Raw genomic sequence first — 18,015 nt, forward strand, 5'->3', positions numbered from 1 at the left:
ATATAATGAATGAACTAAAGGAATTTTATGGAGAAAGTGCTAGATAAGCAATGACCTACCATACCTTACTCAATGAATATACTATCTGCAGCACTATCTAAATGCATTATCTGAAAACATTCGATACCCATTTTTTAAATTTTGAAGAATCAGAAATTGCAATCTCAACTAAGTTATTCTTTGAACCAAAGCTATGAGTAATTATATCATTCGTATTGCGCTGAACAATACCATTGTCGCAAACCAAATTGCTTTTGTTTACTCTTATGTGGCTCACGTTATTCGTAATCAATATATCTTCGGCTTCTTTTAATAAAATCTTAAGTCCTTTTATGGGCGCACTATCAATAAAATGCCAATTGGTATATTTTCCTTCAGAGCTTACGTAGGACAATTTATGTTTTGAAATAAAAAACTGATTTCTTATACCATCGTTAAGTATTATTTTATCCCTTGTGCTTTTCTGGATTTCCTTAGTAGGAATAAGTTTCAAACAAATTTTTTTCAAAACCTTTTTATTTATTGGTTTTGATAGATAGCCCTGAATTATGGCTGGTCCATCATGATTAATGATATCTTGAATTGGGCTAAAATGGCTTGTTATAAAAATAACTTGGGCCTCATAATCCAATTTACGAAGAATATCTTTGCCTGATATTCCGGGCATCTCATAATCCAAAAAAATTACATCAGGTTGTTTGTTGATAATAAAATCTAAGGCCTCAAAAGGATCGGACAAAAGAGCTAACTTAGTTAAAAACGGGTACGTCTGCAGGTTTTCTTCTATTTGTTTTAAGTAAATAGGTTCATCGTCAACGGCAATGTAATTAACAGTAGTCATATGGCAATTTTTAGTTTAGCGATATACGTATTCATCTTAATTTCATTTGTAATAGTAAAATTAGCGTTAACATGCCTTTGTAATAATTTTTCAAAATCATGATTACCTATACCCCCCAAGACCTTCTTATCCATCTTCGGATGTATAGGAGATACAACCCTATATTCGAGCATTTTATCGGCATAACTCAGGTGTACATTCAATGTCTTATTTGTATGGAAATATCCATGTTTCAAGGCATTATCGATAAAATTGAAAAATATTGATGGCGGGATATCGAACTCAGATTGATATATCGCATTCTCTATTTCTATTTTTATTCCTTTATTAATTTCAATTAATTTACAAAATTTTGTTAAATGAGCAATTTCCATATCAACATGCACCTTATCGGCAGATATACCATAAGTAAGATAATTTAGTATTTCGACCAATAATGAAAGGCTTTCGTTTAAATCGTTATTGAAATATTTAATATTTCTTTCTAATCGTTTTGCGGAGAAATACTTATTGCCAAAAAAACTAAATGATGCTTTTGTGCTATGGATATCAAAATTGACTTTAGACTCTAAAAATACCTTGTTTATTATATTTTTTAAAAGGTGAGGTGACAATCTATATCCCAAAAATTGCTGTTCTTTTAATTGTGATTTTGTATTGTTTTCATTGAGTTGTTGGTATAAAGCAGAGTACTTTTCTTGATACTTGGTTATTTCTTCATTTAGTTGCTGATTGCTAGCATATAATTTATCTTTAGCACAGATAAGCTTCTTTATCTCTCCACTCTTCTTCTCCACTAGTACATCTCTACCTTTTACAATTTCAATCGTTTTACTTAGTTGAAAAGCTGTTTTTTCTAATTCCTTACTCACATCAACTAATTCATTTTCCAACTCCTGATTGGCTCCTTCAACAAACAGCTTTCTGAGGTACGAAATAATTAATAGCACGATGGCAACAAGAGCCACGATGGCATATCTATTTCCATCAAACGCATCAACAAATATTTCCTTTATTACTTTCAAAATTGCCATTTCATTACTTTTTACTGTGAGTTCATTTCTTTTTCTCTATACGCAACTGTGTAAGCATTAGTTTTGATTAATCATTCAAAAAATATAACTATGGAAATATCAAATCCCATTTTACCATCAGTAAATTTTCATTTATGGAAATCCTGTAACATGCGATGCAATTTTTGCTTTGCCACCTTTCAAGATATTAAGGAGAGCATCTTGCCCAAAGGCCATCTTACAAGGGAAGAATCCTTAGGAGTAGTGCACGAACTAGCTAATGTAGGGTTCAAAAAAATCACTTTTGCTGGTGGCGAACCTACCCTGTGTCCTTGGTTACCAGATTTAATTAAAACTGCCAAAAATTTGGGTTTAACAACTATGATTGTAAGCAATGGCTCCATACTCAACAGTAACTTTTTAGAAGACAACAAAAATCATCTTGACTGGATAGCGATTAGCGTAGATAGCCTAAATCCGGAAACGAATAGAAAAATTGGTCGCCTGGTGAATGGAAAGGAACCTATGAGCATCGATACCTATAAATCGATGGCCAATATGATTAAACATTATGGATATGGTTTAAAAATAAACACCGTTGTTAATAATGCCAATAAAACAGAAGATATGAATACGTTTATCCGTTACACCAAACCCCAAAGATGGAAGGTCCTCCAAGCCTTATCTATACAGGGACAGAACGATAGGAATACAGGAAGGTTTGAAGTAAGCAATCATGAGTTTAGCGGCTTTATAGATAAACACAAAACACTTGATGGCATTGTAAATATGGTGGCAGAATCAAACGACGCCATGATAGGCTCCTATGCCATGGTTGATCCGGAGGGACGATTTTTTGATGATGTTGACGGTAAGCATGGCTATAGCGATCCTATAAATAAGGTGGGTGGCTTAAAAGCGTTAAAACAAGTACGTTACAATTATGATAAATTTATTGAGCGAGGTGGCCAATATGAGTGGGAGAAAATAACAACTAAACCTAAGCACATAACTCTTTCTGGTGAAACAGCATAAGGCAAGAGTACAATTAAGAAATCGCATGGCAAAAAATTAAATGATGTGAACGTCTAAACTTACATCCAATCATCGCTCAAATACAAAGCGAAATTATTTACATAGGAATATAGTAATCAATCAAATAGTACTTATTAATCTTTAAAATTAAAAATCATGGCAAAATCAAGTGGACTCAAAAATGCACCAAGCACAACAGGTAAACCTTCTGGCGGAGGAAGAGGTAATAATCCTAGTGGAGGTTCAAAAGGCGGCTCCAAAGGAGGAGGCAAGAAATAATTAGTTGGTCAATAAAAAATCGGATTGAAAAATACAATCCGATTTTTTTCATTTCAATTCTGTAAAGCTATTCATACTGTTGAGACAGAATTCCAATAAGTGGAGAACTGAATGGGTTGACTGTGGAATTAAAGCGATAAACGTAACGGCTAAATAGCCAAAAGATGATTGTGGGCTGGAGGAAAAACTTTTATAAAACACCTTTCGCTTTCATGCATGATTCGCCTGCCAGCCACCCGGTAGAATAGGCAATTTGCAGATTGTATCCTCCCGTCTCGGCATCAAGGTCAATCATTTCCCCCGCAAAATAGAGTCCTTTTACAATTTTGGATTCCATTGTCTTTGGATATATTTCCTTGGTGCTTATGCCTCCGGATGTTATGATGGCTTCGTTGAAAGAGCGATGATTTGCTATTTCAAATGAGAGATTTTTTAAAAGATGGAGAATCTTTTTCCGCTCTTTTGAAGAAACCTGATTACATTCCTTCTCCGTATCCATATTCAGCAAGTCGGCATAAACAGGAATCATACTTGCCGGTAACCAAAGCTTAAAAACATTAATAAGCTTTTTGTTTCCATGCTTATTTAAGTCGTGTATTAATTTGTTATCCAACTTCTTGTCATCAAGCGCAGGTTCCAGGTCAATGACTACCTGGACCTTGTTTTTATCCTGTAATTCACTTACCACTGCTCTGCTTAAAGTGAGTATAATGGGTCCCGACAGGCCAAAATGCGTAAAAATCATCTCTCCAACGGCCTCTGCTTTTTTCCTGCCATTCACCCATACCATGGCCTTTACATCTTTCAGGTTCAGGCCTTGCAGTTTTTGGGCCACATCACCCTCGGTCTCCAGACCTACCAGAGCCGGCCTTACCTTTACAACAGCATGTCCAGCCTGTCGCGCCAGTTCATACCCTTCGCCATTTGATCCGGTTTTAGGGTATGATTTCCCTCCTGTTGCCATAATAACATGATTGCTCATGAATTTTTGCCCGTTTGCCTGAACCCCTTTGATGGACTTGTCTTCAATGATCAACGCTTCTACTCTAAAACCGCATCGTATCTCTACACTACAACGCTTTAACCATAGTAACAGTGCATTTAGTACATCTTTAGAACGATTGCCGGCCGGAAAATAACGACCATCACTATTCAATACAGCTTCAACACCATGCATTTTAAGCAGTTCGATGATATCTTTAGAAAAAAAATGAGAAAAAGCGGGGCGCAGAAAACGTCCGTCGGGATATACATGTTTTATAAATTCACTGATAGGTGAGTTATTGGTGATATTACATCGTCCTTTACCTGTAATAAGCAGTTTACGTCCTTCCTGCTTCATTTTTTCAAGCACCAGCACCTTGCCGCCCAACTCTGCTGCCCTGCCTGCTGCCAATACCCCTGCTGGTCCCGCTCCTATAACAATCACGTCAAAATAGTTCATCCTTAAAAATGTTGTGATTAATATGCACTGTGTAATGCTTGTTTTTGCTTCATTTTTGAAAAGCGCACAAAATACAACTTTCCTGTTAATGGAGTATAGAAGTATTCCTGTTTATCTTCTTTTATCCGTAGTGACCGGCTAATATTTTAAAAAGTTCCTCTCCGGCAACAGCCGCTCGAAATATCCGGCTTGTGCCGTTAGTGTCAAGTCAAGCATAGGCTGATGGCCCAAACCTTGCTCTTTCTGCCTTGTGCTTCTCAAAAAAAAGACTCACGTAGCTCAGGCTATGCTCACTTTTTTGTTGATTTGCACAAGGCGAGAGATAGCGGCGGCTTAACCGACACCCTACACCTGACTTGACACTAGGATACGATGAAGGATTGATTTTTTATAACAAATAAACCATTAATCATAAAATTTAATCCAATCCAGGCATAACTCAAAGCTGCCCGCTTGCTTATCGGCAATTAAAAAACCCATTTGCGCCATATCGCCCGAAATCAAGGGCGGTTTATTTTGTAGGGTTCTGCCCCGGTACACAGGCACGAAATCGGTAAAAGGAATTTTGAACGCTTTCCATTCCTCCTTTTCAGTTTTTATCTTGGCCTGATAGGCGTACCCATCGAAACTCCGATTGGTCCTGAAACGGATGTTGTATATATTTCCATCTCCTTTTAAACGCACCATTACACCTTTAAATTCTTTGGGGGGTATTGAACTTAATGCAGTCCTAACGGAAGCGAAGCCACCCTTATTTTCCAAAGATACCTCACCGCTGAAAGTGGCTATGCCGTCGGCGTTTAAAGTTATGTTGCTTTGTGATATACCACCCATCACACCATCATTTACAATGTTCCATTGCCCCGATGTTTCTGGCGAATTAAAATCGAACAGGGTAGTTTCCCCTTTAGGTATCATTAATCCCATAAGTACAAATATTAAAAACTTCATTTTAAATGTTTAATTAAATAGCCTTAAACATTAAACATTATTCCTTCAAAAAAGTTAACCGTAAGCAAGCGATTTTTAATCATTAGTAAAAAAGCAATATGGATTTAGTTACACAAACAGTTTTAGGCGCCGCAGTTGGAGAGGTAGTGCTGGGCAAAAAAGCAGGGAACAAGGCCATATTATGGGGTGCTGTAGGTGGTTTAATCCCGGATTTAGATGTGCTTGTTTCGCCATTGTACAACACGGTAGATGGTCTTTTTGTGCACCGTGGCTTTAGCCATGCCTTGCTGTTCTCCTTTTTGTTGGCCCCGCCGCTTGGCTGGCTCATCCATCGTATCCATCGAGAAAAAGAAAGCATAACGGTTCGCCAATGGGCTATGCTCCTATTTTGGGCGGCCTTTACACATCCCCTGTTAGATTACTTTACGACCTACGGCACCGGTGCTTTTCTGCCTTTTTCCAACTATAGGGTTGAATTCGGCACCATCGGCATTGTAGATATATTTTATACGCTCCCATTTATTTTTGCACTTTTTGTTATTCCTTTTTTTAAGCGCAGCTCTTTGTTCCGTCGAAGGCTTATCCTAAGCACTGTATTTGTCACCTCGTTTTATTTGTTGGCGACGGTAGCCAATAAAATGCATGTAAACACTGTTTTTAAAGCCGCGTTTGCCGGGCAGCAGATTAATTATGACAGGTTTAAAACAGCACCTTTGCCGCTGAGCAATTTTTTATGGATGGGAATGGCCGAAACCGATTCGGGGTATTACATGGCTTTGTACTCCAACTTTGACTCCGAAAAGCCCAAGTATTTTATGTATATCCCCCGAAACGAAAAAAAGCTAAGGGAAATTTCAGGAAATGAAGATCTAAAAAAGCTCATCCGCTTTACCAAAGGGTATTATCATGTTGATGAAGATAAAAACGGGCTGTACCTGGCCGATTTGCGTTTTGGTAAAATGGGTATAGATGAAAACGCGGATTATATTTTCAAGTTCTATCTTAAGGATAAAAACGGTAGGGTAGATATTCAAAAATCCACGCAATCGAGGTCTGTGGAGGATGCAGCACTGTCTCAATTAATTTCTCGCATTAAAGGCATATAAATTACATCTAAAACCCTACCGTGCAATTACTTAAGCGTTTATTTAATCACAATATAACTTCGCAAATATTACGCAATGCTACCTTTAACTGCACCAATTTCAGGCATTCTGCATTCTAATTTCGAACTAATTATTGCGCAAAAGGACCGTTGTTAATGTTCGAAAGTAGCTCGTTAATTTCAAAAATGCGGCCACGAATTTCTGAATATCCCATTTGGCTCAGTCTTTCCGAGTGCATAGCTAAATATTTTTCGGCATTCTCCCGGCTGTTAAATAAATATACTCCACCAGCTGTTTTATCTGCCTCATTTTGCGTCCAGATTTTCCAAATCATGCCTGGTTCATTGTTAATACTTTTTGCAAGTCCGGACATTTGCTTTGCCATTTCCTCTCCAAACGGTCCTGCATGAGGAAAATCAACATACATAATTACTGTCATTGTTATAAAATTTAGTTATAGTCTTAAAAAGTTGCATTACAAAGATAGCACTTAAAAGTGCACTTCTTCTAATCGAATTAGAATACTTTACCAACACCCTAAGCTCCAGCACAAAAAAAGGAGGATACATTATTTGGCTTATCTAAGCTACCAAATACACATAAAGGCGATGAACAGAAGCATATATCTGTGGGTTTATTTTTATAAAATATTAAACAAAAAATGCTAAAATGATACTAATGATGCTTAACTTACATCTTTTTCTGTACTCATGTAACCCGAATTTTTAAGGCCAATGCAATACATACTATTAATATACCTGTTATTCGCTTTGGGAATATTTGTTATACCCAGCCGTTTAAAAAAGCATTTGGGTGTTATTTTAGCCTTAATTCAAGCGGTATTTTTTGTTTTCTTCTTTTCTAAAATATCTGAAGCAACAAGCATAGGCGGCATATTGATTGTTATTCATTGGATACCTCAGTTAGGACTCAATCTTGCGTTTTGGTTGAATGGTTTAAGTTTAGTTTTTGCCCTGCTCATAACGGGCATTGGCACCTTGGTGTTTCTGTATGCATCGGCCTATATGAAAAGTTACGAGGGTACAGATAAGTTTTATTTTTACCTTTTTCTTTTTGCGGGTGCCATGTTAGGTTTGGTACTGTCGGCTAATCTAATCCAGCTTTTTGTTTTTTGGGAACTCACCAGCTTTCTTTCATTCCTTCTCATTAGCTTCTTTCATAAAAAAGAATTGGCACGCAAGGCTGCTTTCCAGTCACTTTTTATCACCGCAATTGGTGGTTTGTTGCTGTTGTCGGGTTTTCTGTTGTTGGGTAGTATTGTGGACAGTTATTCGGTTGCCGATTGGTTAAAGAGCGCCCAAGCTATAAAAAGTAGTAAGTTGTACCTGCCGGGATTGCTTCTGATATTGGCAGGTGCATTTACAAAATCGGCTCAATTTCCTTTTCACTTCTGGTTACCCGGAGCCATGCAGGCACCAACGCCTGTGAGCGCCTATTTGCACTCGGCAACCATGGTAAAAGCCGGTGTTTTTTTATTGGCATTGCTTAATCCCGTGCTTGGCGGAACAAACGAATGGATATATATTATCACCCTGGTAGGTGTTATCACCTTTTTTTTAGGAGCCTATTTTTCCGTTACACAAACCGATTTAAAAGCCATACTGGCCTACACCACCATCAGTGCCCTGGGCATTTTGGTACTTCTTTTAGGTATCGATACCACACTATCGATAAAAGCGGCTATGCTGTTTTTATTTGTACATGCCTTTTATAAGGCGGCATTATTTATGGTTGCCGGTTTAATCGACAAAAAAACCGGCACAAGGGAACTAACTAAACTGGGCGGACTGTATAAGCACATGCCCATTACCTTTATAATCAGCATTCTGGCTTTGCTATCTATGGCAGGCCTGCCACCCATGTTGGGTTTTATGGGTAAAGAACTCATTTACGAAGCCAAGGTACAATCGCCCGGTATTGCCTCGTTGGTGCTCATATTGGGCGTGGCCGGCAATATACTTATGGTTACTATTTCCATGTACTTTTTATTTAAAGTATTTTTAGGTAAACAAAAAAACTATCCCAAGCTGCCAAACGAAAAAGGATATCTGTATTTATTGGGGCCGGGCGTGCTTACCCTGCTTAGTCTGCTCTTGGGACTCTCGCCTAACCTACTGGGTAATTACCTTGTAGAGCCCGCACTGAGCAGCATCCGAAAACAATGGATTGATGTGGAACTTAAATTATGGCATGGATTTAATGATGTTTTATTGCTGAGCCTATTTACGGTAATAATGGGCATGATTATTTTTATTATTGCCCTCAATAAAAAGCATTTTCTTGCAAAGTGGCGGTCTGTTAACAAGCGTATTTTTATTATTAAGTTTACCGATATATTTAGTCAATTATTAGATGATTTTTTAAATTTTTCTGCCAATAAAACCAAACGATTACAGCACGGTTATCATCGCTTTTATCTTCTCACCGTAATTGTATTTACTTCTCTGTTTCTTTGGTTTCAGATTTACATTACCCGCAACTGGGTATTTGACAGCCAATTTAGTTTAACCCCATTATATATTTCAGGTTTGGTTGTTATCATTGCCTGCTCTACCTTATATGCCGTGCTCGCCCGATCGCGCATTGCCACAATCATTGCCATGGGAGTTACCGGATATGGTATTTCTTTAATATACCTTTACTACAGCGCTGTTGATTTAGCCATAACGCAAATATTAGTCGAAACACTTATTGTAGTCATGTTTGTTTTGGTGTTGCAACGTTTGCCGCGTTTTGCCACACTATCCTCTAAACTAACCCGATTACGTGATTTGATAATCGCTCTTGTCTTTGGCAGTGCAATGGCTGTACTGGCACTCAAAGCCTTGCATGTGGAGTTCAATCATCCCATATCTGATATGATGTTGGAAAATAGCTTAATTAAGGCCTATGGTAAAAATGTGGTTAATGTAATATTGGTAGATTTTAGGGCACTGGATACCTTGGGTGAGGCTACAGTGCTGGTTATTGCCGCTATGGGTGTTTTTGTTTTACTTAAAACCAAAAAAGCATGAATTCAGTGATACTTCAATTGGCAAGTCCCTACGTAAGGAGCTTATTGATATTTTTTTCCCTTATAGCCCTGTGGCGTGGACACAATAGTCCGGGTGGTGGCTTTATTGGTGGACTTCTGGCGGCACTTGCTATCGTGTTTTATAGTTTCGCCTTTGACCGGCGCCAAATTCAAAAAAAATTAAAAATTAAACCCGAGGGATATGTTACTATCGGCTTAGCTTTAATACTAACCAGTATTTTGCCCAGTCTTTTTACCTCTCAAGCGCTCATGAAAGGCATATGGATAAATATTCCGATGGGCTTATTGGGGGAGCTTAAACTAGGATCACCCCTACTTTTCGACGTAGGGGTATTTATGGCCGTGATAGGGGTTACCTTAATGCTTTTTTTCATCTTAACAAATCGTAAGTAATGGAAATATTATTAGCCGTATTGGTTGGAATACTATATACTGCCGGGGTGTACATGGTTTTGCGTCGCAGTATTTTAAAATTTATTATCGGTATTATGTTTATAAGTAATGCGACCAACTTAATTGTATTTTTGGCTTCAGGCATTGTTGCGGGTAAACCTGCTTTTGTTGATGATACGGTAATAAATGCAGGCGAGATAGCCGATCCACTTCCACAGGCCTTAGTGCTAACAGCCGTTGTAATAGGCTTTGGCATAGTAGTTTTTGCCCTGGCACTGAAGCTCAAATTTTTTGAACTTACCGGTACCGATGATTTAGATCAATTAAAAAAAACTGATAATTAGTTCTATGACAGCCATAGCTTTACCTATATTATTACCCTTTTTGCTCCTACTGTTATTTGTAGTGATCAAATCGAGTCGCATGGCACAGATCATCGGCGTTATTGGCAGTGCTGCCTTGCTGGCTATTGCGGTGTATCTGTTTATACAGGTTAAAAATCATGGCATTTTAACATTGAATATGGGTGGCTGGGAGACTCCCATGGGCATAACCTTAGTGCTGGATTACCTGAGTGCTATCCTGCTTATTGTTGCATCTTTAATTGTTTTTGCCCTATCCATCTTTGCCATTGGCTTTATGATTGGTACGCATAAAAAAAATAAGTTTTATATATTTTTCTTTGCCCTTACCATGGGAGTTAATGGTGCTTTTATAACCGGCGATGTATTTAACCTTTATGTATGGTTCGAGGTAATTCTTATATCGTCTTTTGTGCTTGTCACCATCGGAAATTCAAAAGAGCAGTTGGAAGGGGGCATTAAATACATGGCCTTAAACCTGCTGGGATCCATGCTGTTTTTAGCCGGATTGGGTTTATTATACGGCCAAACCGGAACTTTGAACATGGCTCATTTGGCTCAGATACTGCGAGAGGATGAACAGTCGATACTAATTAACTCCTCCACGGCTTTGTTTTTTATCGCCTTTGGAATAAAAGCGGCAGTATTTCCCTTATTTTTTTGGTTACCCGCCTCGTACCATACTCCCAATATAACTGTCAGTGCTCTTTTTGCCGGCTTGCTAACCAAGGTGGGTGTATATGTCCTCATCCGTTTTTTCACCCTCTTTTTTGTTCAGGATCAGGATTTTTGGCTTACTCTTTTGTTAGTGGTGGCAGGCCTTACCATGGTAATTGGAGGCATGGCCGCCTCGGCACATTACGATATCAGGCGTATCCTTTCCTATCATATTATAAGCCAAATAGGATATATGATTATGGGTCTGGTTATTTTTACGCCCTTAGCCATTGCAGGAGCCCTATTTTTTATGATTCACAATATGATCGCTAAAACCAACACATTTTTAATAGCCGGTATGATCAATAAATTAAAGGGTACTTTTTATCTCAAAGATACAGGCGGCTTGATAAAGCAGAGTCCACTACTGGCAGTGCTGTTTATTCTCCCCGCATTCGCTTTAATGGGTGTACCTCCCCTATCCGGATTTTTCGCAAAATTTATTCTGTTTAAAGCCGGTATACAAAGTCATCATTATCTTATTGTGGCAGTGGCTGTGCTCACCGCCATGCTCACCTTGTACTCGATGGTTAAAATATGGAGTGAAGCTTTTTTAAAGGATGTACCCACAACGGTATCAAGCAATAAAATTGTGCCATCACAAACCATTGCCCAATTGAGGTTTTTACATTTTTTACCGTCTGTTCTCTTAGGTTTGAGCAGCATATTTTTAGGCTTATTTGCCGAATCGGTATATCACTTCTCTGCCGAAGCAGCTAAGCAGCTTATCGATCCGCAGGCCTACATCAATAGCGTATTAAACAATAACATGCCATGAAGTTGCTTTTAAAATTATATTATACGATTTCCTTTATCTTGTTTTACTTGATAAAACTGGTAGAAGCCAACTTGTATATTGCTTATGATATTTTAACGCCAAAGTTAAAAGTCAATCCGTGCTTTATCAAAGTTCCATTAACTTTAAAGTCAGATTTTGGCATGTTACTTTTTAGCAATCTACTTTCTATGACACCCGGCTCCTTATCTATTGATATTACGCACGACAAAAAAAACATGTGGGTACATGTGCTTTACCAAACCTCCGAAAGCGATATGCTAAGAGAGTTTAAGAGCATACAAGATAAAATTAAAAGAATAAGTGAATAAGACATGGAATATCCATTTTATAATTTGATAATAATTTTGGCATTTGCTATGCTATTAATAGCTTTTGCTCTTGCCTTTGCGCGTATTGTAAAGGGGCCAACGGTGAGAGATCGGATCGTGGCTATGGATTTAGTGGCATCCATCACTATGGGGTTTATTTTAGTATATAGCGTGGTAATTAACAAGGCCATGTATTTTGATATCGTCATTGTTATTTCACTCATCTCGTTTATAGGCACCGTTGCCATCTCCACTTTTTTAAAACAGAACTAATGGTAGATATTATATTGGTTACACTCATTTTTTTAGGTTCTGCATTTATTTTATTGGCTGCCATCGGCCTAATCCGCTTCAATGATTTGTACAGCCGACTGCACGCCACAACAAAAGCTACTTCCTTTGGCCTTTTACTGCTTATAATAGGGGTAGGCTTATTTTTTAATACTGGTACAGTATGGCTAAAAGCACTTATGGTAATCGTTTTTATATATCTTACGGCCCCTTTGGCTGCCCATTCCATTGCCAAGTCGGATAAAACAAAAGACCTGTAAATACTTATAAAATTAACTTCAAAAGCAAGGGAAAAACCGCTATTGCTTTAGGCGGCGAAAGGCGCAAAAAACCCAAAGCAAGAGGAATGCGTATGTGAACTATCCGGCAGTTATTGCAGCGATTAGTAAACGCTTGTACGCATTAACACAAAATGGCAAAAGGGGATGCCAAGCTGGTTGCAGGAGACTGTCACCCATTTAACAAGCGCAGGCCTTAAGGGCATGTTCGGGAAATAATCCACGATGTACAGACAGAAGCTACTTATGCCTGTGAGGTAAAATAACCGATACACATTACTTATTACTACGCGATGGATAAGGAATAAAATCTGTTTCGTCTCCTTTAATTTTCGGAAAGGATTGTGTTTCCCATTTCTGTTTGGCTTCTTCAATACGCTCTTTGCTTGTTGAAACGAAGTTCCAATCAATAAAACGCTTTTCGGGAAACGGGTAGCCACCAAAAATATAAATGGTGCTATTTTTATGCATGGTAAATTCACAAAGCTTGCTGTCCCTGGCGATTAATAGTTTTTTAGGCCCATAAATATTTTCCTCGCTTTCAATGGCTCCTTCCAGAATATATAAACCCGATTCGCCATATAGCTGATCTCCAATATTGACCACTTGCTTTGTAGTACTCTTTATTTCAATCATATACAGCTTGCTACACACCGGAACGGGTGATTTTTTGGCAAAGGCTTCACCTGCCACCAGCTTAAATTGCAGATCTCCCTCAGTCCACTTTGGAATCTGTTCTTTCTCAACATGAAAAAACTCCGGATCCATTTCCTCATGTTGCTTTGGCAGTGCCACCCATATTTGCAATCCGTGCATGTTTTTTCCGAGCTGCGTAAGTTCTCCGGGGTGCGTTCAGAGTGAACTATCCCTTTTCCTGCTGTCATCCAGTTTACTGCACCGGGCTTTATCTCCACTCTATTGCCAAGCGTATCCCGATGCATAATGCTGCCTTCAAATAAAAAGGTAAGGGTTGAAAGACCGATATGTGGATGCGGCAATACATCAAAATTTTCCTGTTCACTTAATCTAACCGGGCCCATGTGGTCAATGTAAATGAAAGGCCCCACCATTCTTTTTTGTCGGAAAGGCAATAAACGCCCCACCATAAACTTCCCTATGCTGGCGGCTCTTTCTTCTATTATCAGTTTAACATTCGACATAATTAATGAAAGTATAGTTTATTCTTTGTTTAATTGCTTATTGATATCCTTCAGTTTAATCCTGCTCATAATATTTATAGCTATTGTTTTTTATTGATCCATACAGCCCCGTTTTTTGTTGATAATTTTTCCAATGTTCCTTCGTTGGAAAGTCCATCTAATACTTTTTCACTTTCCACTCTGGGTACACCGGATAGTACCGAAAACTCCTTTGCTGTAAGCGAGGGATATTTTAAGAAGAGGGTTTGCCAATTTTTGTTGTATTCACTTTTTTCTATATCAGGATGAAGTGTTAAAATGGCCGCTTCGTACAGAGCATAAGGTCGTGCACCATACACCATTTCCTGATTGCCTGCATCATCCTGTATAAATACGGTTGGAAATCCCCGCACACCGAATGATTGAGCGGTATGCAAATCTTCTTCGAACAGTTTTTTTGCATTTCCTTCATAATCCATTTTTAACTGCTCAACATCCAGTCCTACGTTTTTTGCAGCAGTAGCTAAGTGCTTCCATTTGGCAATATTTTTCTTCTTCAAAAACACCATTTCACGTATTTCTCTCATAAACCAATAGGCCTTCTCCTTATCCTGCAATTGTGCTGCCTTAAATGCAATAGATGGTGGGTACGACGAATCTAAAGGATCTTCTAACCATAAATCGCCATCAATCGGCATATCATAATGGATACTCACTTCGTCCCAGTGATGTGCCACATCTGCCGGTTTGCTGATACCGCCACTATTGTAATTCCAATCGGGTAATAAGCCGCCCATCCGGTATTCAATTTCAATGGCATCGCCATATTCCAATTTGAGTTTCCTTAGCTGTGGCTCTATGCCCCAACAGGAAGAACAAATAGGATCGGTAAAGTAAATCAGTTTTAAGGATTTCGCACTGCTTTTAATATTGCTTTGTGTTGCTGTATGGCTATTTTCTTCGGGTGTTTGGCACATTCCGGTTTCTATATCACATATAAGGGGATGGCTTTTTTTAGTTTCATGATTCATATTTTGCAATTTTGATTGTCCCTGACACGCTGTAAGGCAGAACAGGGAGGTGATTAATACTATAAAATTGATTTTAAACAGCATAGAATTAATTAAATTACTATTCCGGAAGTGGTCTTCACGCAATCAAGGTATACTACTTTAAACAATACAAATATACAACTAAGTTAGTGTATAATTTTTAAACAGATTATTTTTGGGGGAAGTGGCGCTCCGGAGGCACCCCCTAAACGCGATTTAATTCACCCTATTTAATGTTTTTTCAATTACCCGCTAAAGACCCCATTCGCTTGAGTTGAGTGGCGGATCAGGCTTCTATATAATTGTATTACGCTAAGCGCATTTTCGCCTGTACCAACGATATGTAACAAACTTATGGATTTTATCCGGTATAAGCCGCAGTGCATCATTTTTAACTACAGAAAAGAATGAAAAGAAATAAGTAACAATGAATACGTTAGTATTACCCGGTCATTTAAATGTACACACTTTACAAAGTTGCTCATAAAGCCTTGGGACCAATGCTTTGCTTAATCATGGTGAAAATAAAAAAGGGAAATACAAGGGGAAAATGGAAACCGCATCGTAAAATGAAAAAACCACCTGTTTTTTTTGAGATAAATGGGATTTGCAATAAATCCTATATTTGCATATAAAACGATCTACCTTGAGCACTGCAACAACTTTTATTTACGAGCATATTAAGGAGCTACAACAGTTCTTGAAAAGCGTTAATTTTTCAAGAGCCATGCGGGTTGGAATGGCGGTTACCCTGCCTGTGGTAGCGGGCATACAACTGGGGTGCCTGGAAATAGGGCTGGCACTCAGCTTTGGTGCCTTTTGGAGTTCGCCCAGCGATGTCACCGGTAGTTCACAACATACAAAAATAGGCATACTTATTTCTGCAACATTGATAATGCTCGTCAGTTTTATTAAAGGCTATCTGCATTTCGACCTTTGGTTATTGCTTCCTTTATTGGGATTACTCACTTTTGCCATTGCTTTCCTTTCGGTCTATGGTTTTCGCGCCTCGCTTGTTAGTTTTTCGGGGCTTATCGCTTTGGTATTAAGCTTTTCCCACGATTCCGAAGTGCTTGAAGTGTACCAATATGCTGCCTTGTTAGGTGCTGGCGGACTTTGGTATTTACTCTTGTCAATGATTTGGTATCGTTTAAATCCAAAGGCAGAGACCGAAGAGTTTTTGTCGGAAACTTATATGCTTACAGCTGAATTTTTAGAGACACGCGGAAAGTTAATTAACCCACATGCAGACCATAAAAAATTACAGGCTCAATTACAACGTTTGCAGAGCCAGCTTACCGAGAACCATAAGACTTTAAGAGAAATTTTGATCCTTTCCAGACGAACTTCCGGTTTATCAAATTATCAGGATAAGCGCTTACTGATATTCGTGCAATTGGTGGGAATGCTGGAAACGGCAATTGCCAATCCGGGAAGCTATGACAGAATGGACGCATTGTATAAAGACCATCCTCAATTTATTAAGTTATTTCAGCATCTTATTTTTGAAATATCTTATCAGTTACGAATGATTTCTCTGGCAGGAACCGACAAAAAAAAACTGCCAAAAAACGATAAATTAAGGCAGTGTTTTAAAGATATTAAGCTTGAGATAGATGTGTTGCGTGAAACACTAAATTATGCAGAATATCTTATGCTTCAGAATTTACTGGAATATCAGGAGAAGCAATTCGAAAAAATAAAAAGAATAAAATGGCTGTTAGGCGAGCCCAATAGTACCGAAATAGATGCTATTGACAGGAAAGTAGCTAAACGGTTTGTAGCACTTCAGGAATATAATCCCATTCTATTGCTGCGTAACTTTAGTTTTAGTTCCACTATCTTCAGGCATTCGGTTCGCTTAGCACTTACTTTTATGATTGGATATGCCATTGGTTCGCTGCAGCCCTTTCAGAACCCGCAGTGGATATTATTAAGTGTTATTGTAATTATGCGGCCCAGCTACGGACTTACAAAGCGCCGGGCTAAGGACCGTATTATTGGCACATTTATTGGCGGAGCCATTGCCACAGCTATGGTTTTCTTGATACGGGATTCCTATGCATACGGGGTTATGGGTGTGGCATCCCTGGTTATTGCACTTTCCATGCTGCAAAAGAACTTTAGGGCTTCGGCTACTTTTATTACCTTAGGTGTAGTTTTTATCTATGCTATTCTCCAGCCCGATATTTTTACAGTAATAAAATTTCGCATAGTAGATACGCTTGTGGGAGCCGGACTGTCTTATGCGGCTATGCGATGGCTTTTGCCTACCTGGGAGTTTGTTGAAATCAAGGAAAGTATTGAAAAGAGTGTGAAAGCCAATAAAGATTTTCTCCATCAAATAACGCAATACTACCTGTATAAGGGAACTATACCCACCTCCTACCGTATTGCGCGTAAGAAAGCATTCCTGGGAACTTCCGCTTTAAGTTCGGCCTTTCAGCGTATGACACAGGAGCCCATGTCGAAACAAAGGGGTACGGATGAAATTTACGAGCTGGTTGTATTAAACCACACGTTTTTAGCTTCATTGGCTTCGCTAAGCACCTATATACAGCACCATAAAACATTAGAGGCATCCGAACAGTTTAAGATCGTCAGCGATAAAATAGACGAAAACCTGCAGAAAGTACTCCAATGCTTAAGCAACAATAAGTGCGGTGGAAAGTGGGTGCATGCTGAAACTGACCCTAACCTTAAGCCCCTGTTGCCTAAGCTTAATTTATTAGAAGTTAAAAATCTGCCTTCCAAAGACAAAGAAGCCATACGTAATTTACAAGAGACCCATTTGGTTTGGGAACAACTACAATGGCTGTTTTCAATAAGTGCTACCATGCTTAAAATGGCTGCATCAGTTAAGCTGGATGGATAACCGAGCCAACAGAACAGCTTACTAATCAACCACCTGGGCTATTCTACGCTAGTAATTCACATAACGCATTTCTATTT

General features: G+C 38.6%; 18 protein-coding genes and 1 pseudogene. 11 read left to right on the plus strand and 8 right to left on the minus strand.

The window, feature by feature from the left end; translation table 11 throughout:
* Nucleotides 1–106 precede the first annotated feature (106 nt).
* Both FN809_RS02520 and FN809_RS02525 read right to left on the minus strand, forming a co-directional pair.
* Nucleotides 107–841 (minus strand): LytR/AlgR family response regulator transcription factor, encoded by a 735-nt coding sequence (locus FN809_RS02520; protein WP_142531888.1) that lies wholly within the window; start codon nucleotides 839–841, stop codon nucleotides 107–109.
* The gene (locus FN809_RS02525) at nucleotides 838–1,875 is read right to left on the minus strand and encodes a LytS family sensor histidine kinase (RefSeq protein ID WP_142531889.1); all 1,038 of its coding nucleotides are present in this window, start codon (nucleotides 1,873–1,875) and stop codon (nucleotides 838–840) included. Before FN809_RS02525 ends, FN809_RS02520 begins: the two co-directional genes overlap by 4 nt.
* A gap of 90 nt (nucleotides 1,876–1,965) precedes the next feature.
* On the opposite strand from FN809_RS02525, the gene FN809_RS02530 reads away from it, so the two are divergent.
* Together FN809_RS02530 and FN809_RS18050 are read left to right on the plus strand one after the other, a co-directional pair.
* Nucleotides 1,966–2,889 carry a viperin family antiviral radical SAM protein gene (locus FN809_RS02530; protein WP_142531890.1) on the plus strand — a complete coding sequence of 308 codons (924 nt, stop codon included), beginning with the start codon at nucleotides 1,966–1,968 and terminating at the stop codon, nucleotides 2,887–2,889.
* Nucleotides 2,890–3,045: 156 nt separating this feature from the next.
* Nucleotides 3,046–3,168, plus strand: coding sequence for a hypothetical protein (locus tag FN809_RS18050; RefSeq protein WP_262709409.1), 123 nt, complete (start codon nucleotides 3,046–3,048; stop codon nucleotides 3,166–3,168).
* A 190-nt stretch (nucleotides 3,169–3,358) separates the two neighbouring features.
* Here the strand turns inward: FN809_RS18050 and FN809_RS02535 are convergent, their stop codons facing one another.
* Nucleotides 3,359–4,612 (minus strand): BaiN/RdsA family NAD(P)/FAD-dependent oxidoreductase, encoded by a 1,254-nt coding sequence (locus FN809_RS02535; RefSeq protein ID WP_142531891.1) that lies wholly within the window; start codon nucleotides 4,610–4,612, stop codon nucleotides 3,359–3,361.
* 405 nt (nucleotides 4,613–5,017) lie between these two features.
* Nucleotides 5,018–5,563, minus strand: a complete 546-nt coding sequence (locus FN809_RS02540) for a CIA30 family protein (protein WP_142531892.1) — start codon at nucleotides 5,561–5,563, stop codon at nucleotides 5,018–5,020.
* Between the two features lie 98 nt (nucleotides 5,564–5,661).
* Between FN809_RS02540 and FN809_RS02545 the strand changes: the two genes are divergently transcribed.
* Nucleotides 5,662–6,669: a metal-dependent hydrolase gene (locus FN809_RS02545; RefSeq protein ID WP_142531893.1), complete on the plus strand. Its 1,008-nt coding sequence runs from the start codon at nucleotides 5,662–5,664 to the stop codon at nucleotides 6,667–6,669.
* A gap of 130 nt (nucleotides 6,670–6,799) precedes the next feature.
* On the opposite strand, the gene FN809_RS02550 is transcribed toward FN809_RS02545, so the two are convergent.
* Entirely contained in the window at nucleotides 6,800–7,108 is a 309-nt protein-coding gene (locus FN809_RS02550) for a monooxygenase (RefSeq protein ID WP_142531894.1), read from the minus strand.
* A 295-nt stretch (nucleotides 7,109–7,403) separates the two neighbouring features.
* Here FN809_RS02550 and mbhE point away from each other — a divergent pair, with 295 nt between their 5' ends.
* The 7 genes from mbhE (at nucleotide 7,404) to mnhG (ending at nucleotide 12,854) form a co-directional block, all read left to right on the plus strand.
* Entirely contained in the window at nucleotides 7,404–9,704 is a 2,301-nt protein-coding gene (mbhE, locus tag FN809_RS02555; protein WP_142531895.1) for a hydrogen gas-evolving membrane-bound hydrogenase subunit E, read from the plus strand.
* Nucleotides 9,701–10,117: an MnhB domain-containing protein gene (locus tag FN809_RS02560; protein ID WP_142531896.1), complete on the plus strand. Its 417-nt coding sequence runs from the start codon at nucleotides 9,701–9,703 to the stop codon at nucleotides 10,115–10,117. The genes mbhE and FN809_RS02560 overlap by 4 nt, the downstream gene beginning before the upstream one ends.
* On the plus strand, nucleotides 10,117–10,461 hold the full coding sequence (locus FN809_RS02565; protein ID WP_142531897.1) for an NADH-quinone oxidoreductase subunit K: 345 nt from the start codon (nucleotides 10,117–10,119) through the stop codon (nucleotides 10,459–10,461). Before FN809_RS02560 ends, FN809_RS02565 begins: the two co-directional genes overlap by 1 nt.
* Nucleotides 10,462–10,540: 79 nt before the next feature.
* The gene (locus FN809_RS02570) at nucleotides 10,541–11,974 is read left to right on the plus strand and encodes a proton-conducting transporter transmembrane domain-containing protein (protein ID WP_221929339.1); all 1,434 of its coding nucleotides are present in this window, start codon (nucleotides 10,541–10,543) and stop codon (nucleotides 11,972–11,974) included.
* Nucleotides 11,971–12,303 (plus strand): Na+/H+ antiporter subunit E, encoded by a 333-nt coding sequence (locus tag FN809_RS02575; RefSeq protein ID WP_142531899.1) that lies wholly within the window; start codon nucleotides 11,971–11,973, stop codon nucleotides 12,301–12,303. The genes FN809_RS02570 and FN809_RS02575 overlap by 4 nt, the downstream gene beginning before the upstream one ends.
* A gap of 48 nt (nucleotides 12,304–12,351) precedes the next feature.
* Nucleotides 12,352–12,576: a monovalent cation/H+ antiporter complex subunit F gene (locus tag FN809_RS02580; RefSeq protein WP_185957411.1), complete on the plus strand. Its 225-nt coding sequence runs from the start codon at nucleotides 12,352–12,354 to the stop codon at nucleotides 12,574–12,576.
* Nucleotides 12,576–12,854 (plus strand): monovalent cation/H(+) antiporter subunit G, encoded by a 279-nt coding sequence (gene mnhG, locus FN809_RS02585; protein WP_142531901.1) that lies wholly within the window; start codon nucleotides 12,576–12,578, stop codon nucleotides 12,852–12,854. The genes FN809_RS02580 and mnhG overlap by 1 nt, the downstream gene beginning before the upstream one ends.
* A 294-nt stretch (nucleotides 12,855–13,148) precedes the next feature.
* Here the strand turns inward: mnhG and FN809_RS17935 are convergent, their stop codons facing one another.
* The 3 genes and pseudogenes from FN809_RS17935 to FN809_RS02595 all read right to left on the minus strand — a co-directional run bounded on the left by FN809_RS17935 (nucleotide 13,149) and on the right by FN809_RS02595 (nucleotide 15,042).
* Complete coding sequence (locus tag FN809_RS17935) at nucleotides 13,149–13,688, minus strand: pirin family protein (RefSeq protein WP_246095406.1); 540 nt, start codon at nucleotides 13,686–13,688, stop codon at nucleotides 13,149–13,151.
* Between the two features lie 80 nt (nucleotides 13,689–13,768).
* A pseudogene (locus tag FN809_RS18120) lies at nucleotides 13,769–14,032 on the minus strand (pirin family protein); the annotation flags it as partial.
* Nucleotides 14,033–14,112: 80 nt separating this feature from the next.
* Complete coding sequence (locus FN809_RS02595; RefSeq protein ID WP_142531902.1) at nucleotides 14,113–15,042, minus strand: ClpXP adapter SpxH family protein; 930 nt, start codon at nucleotides 15,040–15,042, stop codon at nucleotides 14,113–14,115.
* A 667-nt stretch (nucleotides 15,043–15,709) separates the two neighbouring features.
* Between FN809_RS02595 and FN809_RS02600 the strand changes: the two genes are divergently transcribed.
* Complete coding sequence (locus tag FN809_RS02600) at nucleotides 15,710–17,938, plus strand: FUSC family protein (protein ID WP_221929340.1); 2,229 nt, start codon at nucleotides 15,710–15,712, stop codon at nucleotides 17,936–17,938.
* Nucleotides 17,939–18,015: the final 77 nt, after the last annotated feature.

This window comes from Saccharicrinis carchari (assembly GCF_900182605.1).
Taxonomy (GTDB): domain Bacteria; phylum Bacteroidota; class Bacteroidia; order Bacteroidales; family Marinilabiliaceae; genus Saccharicrinis; species Saccharicrinis carchari.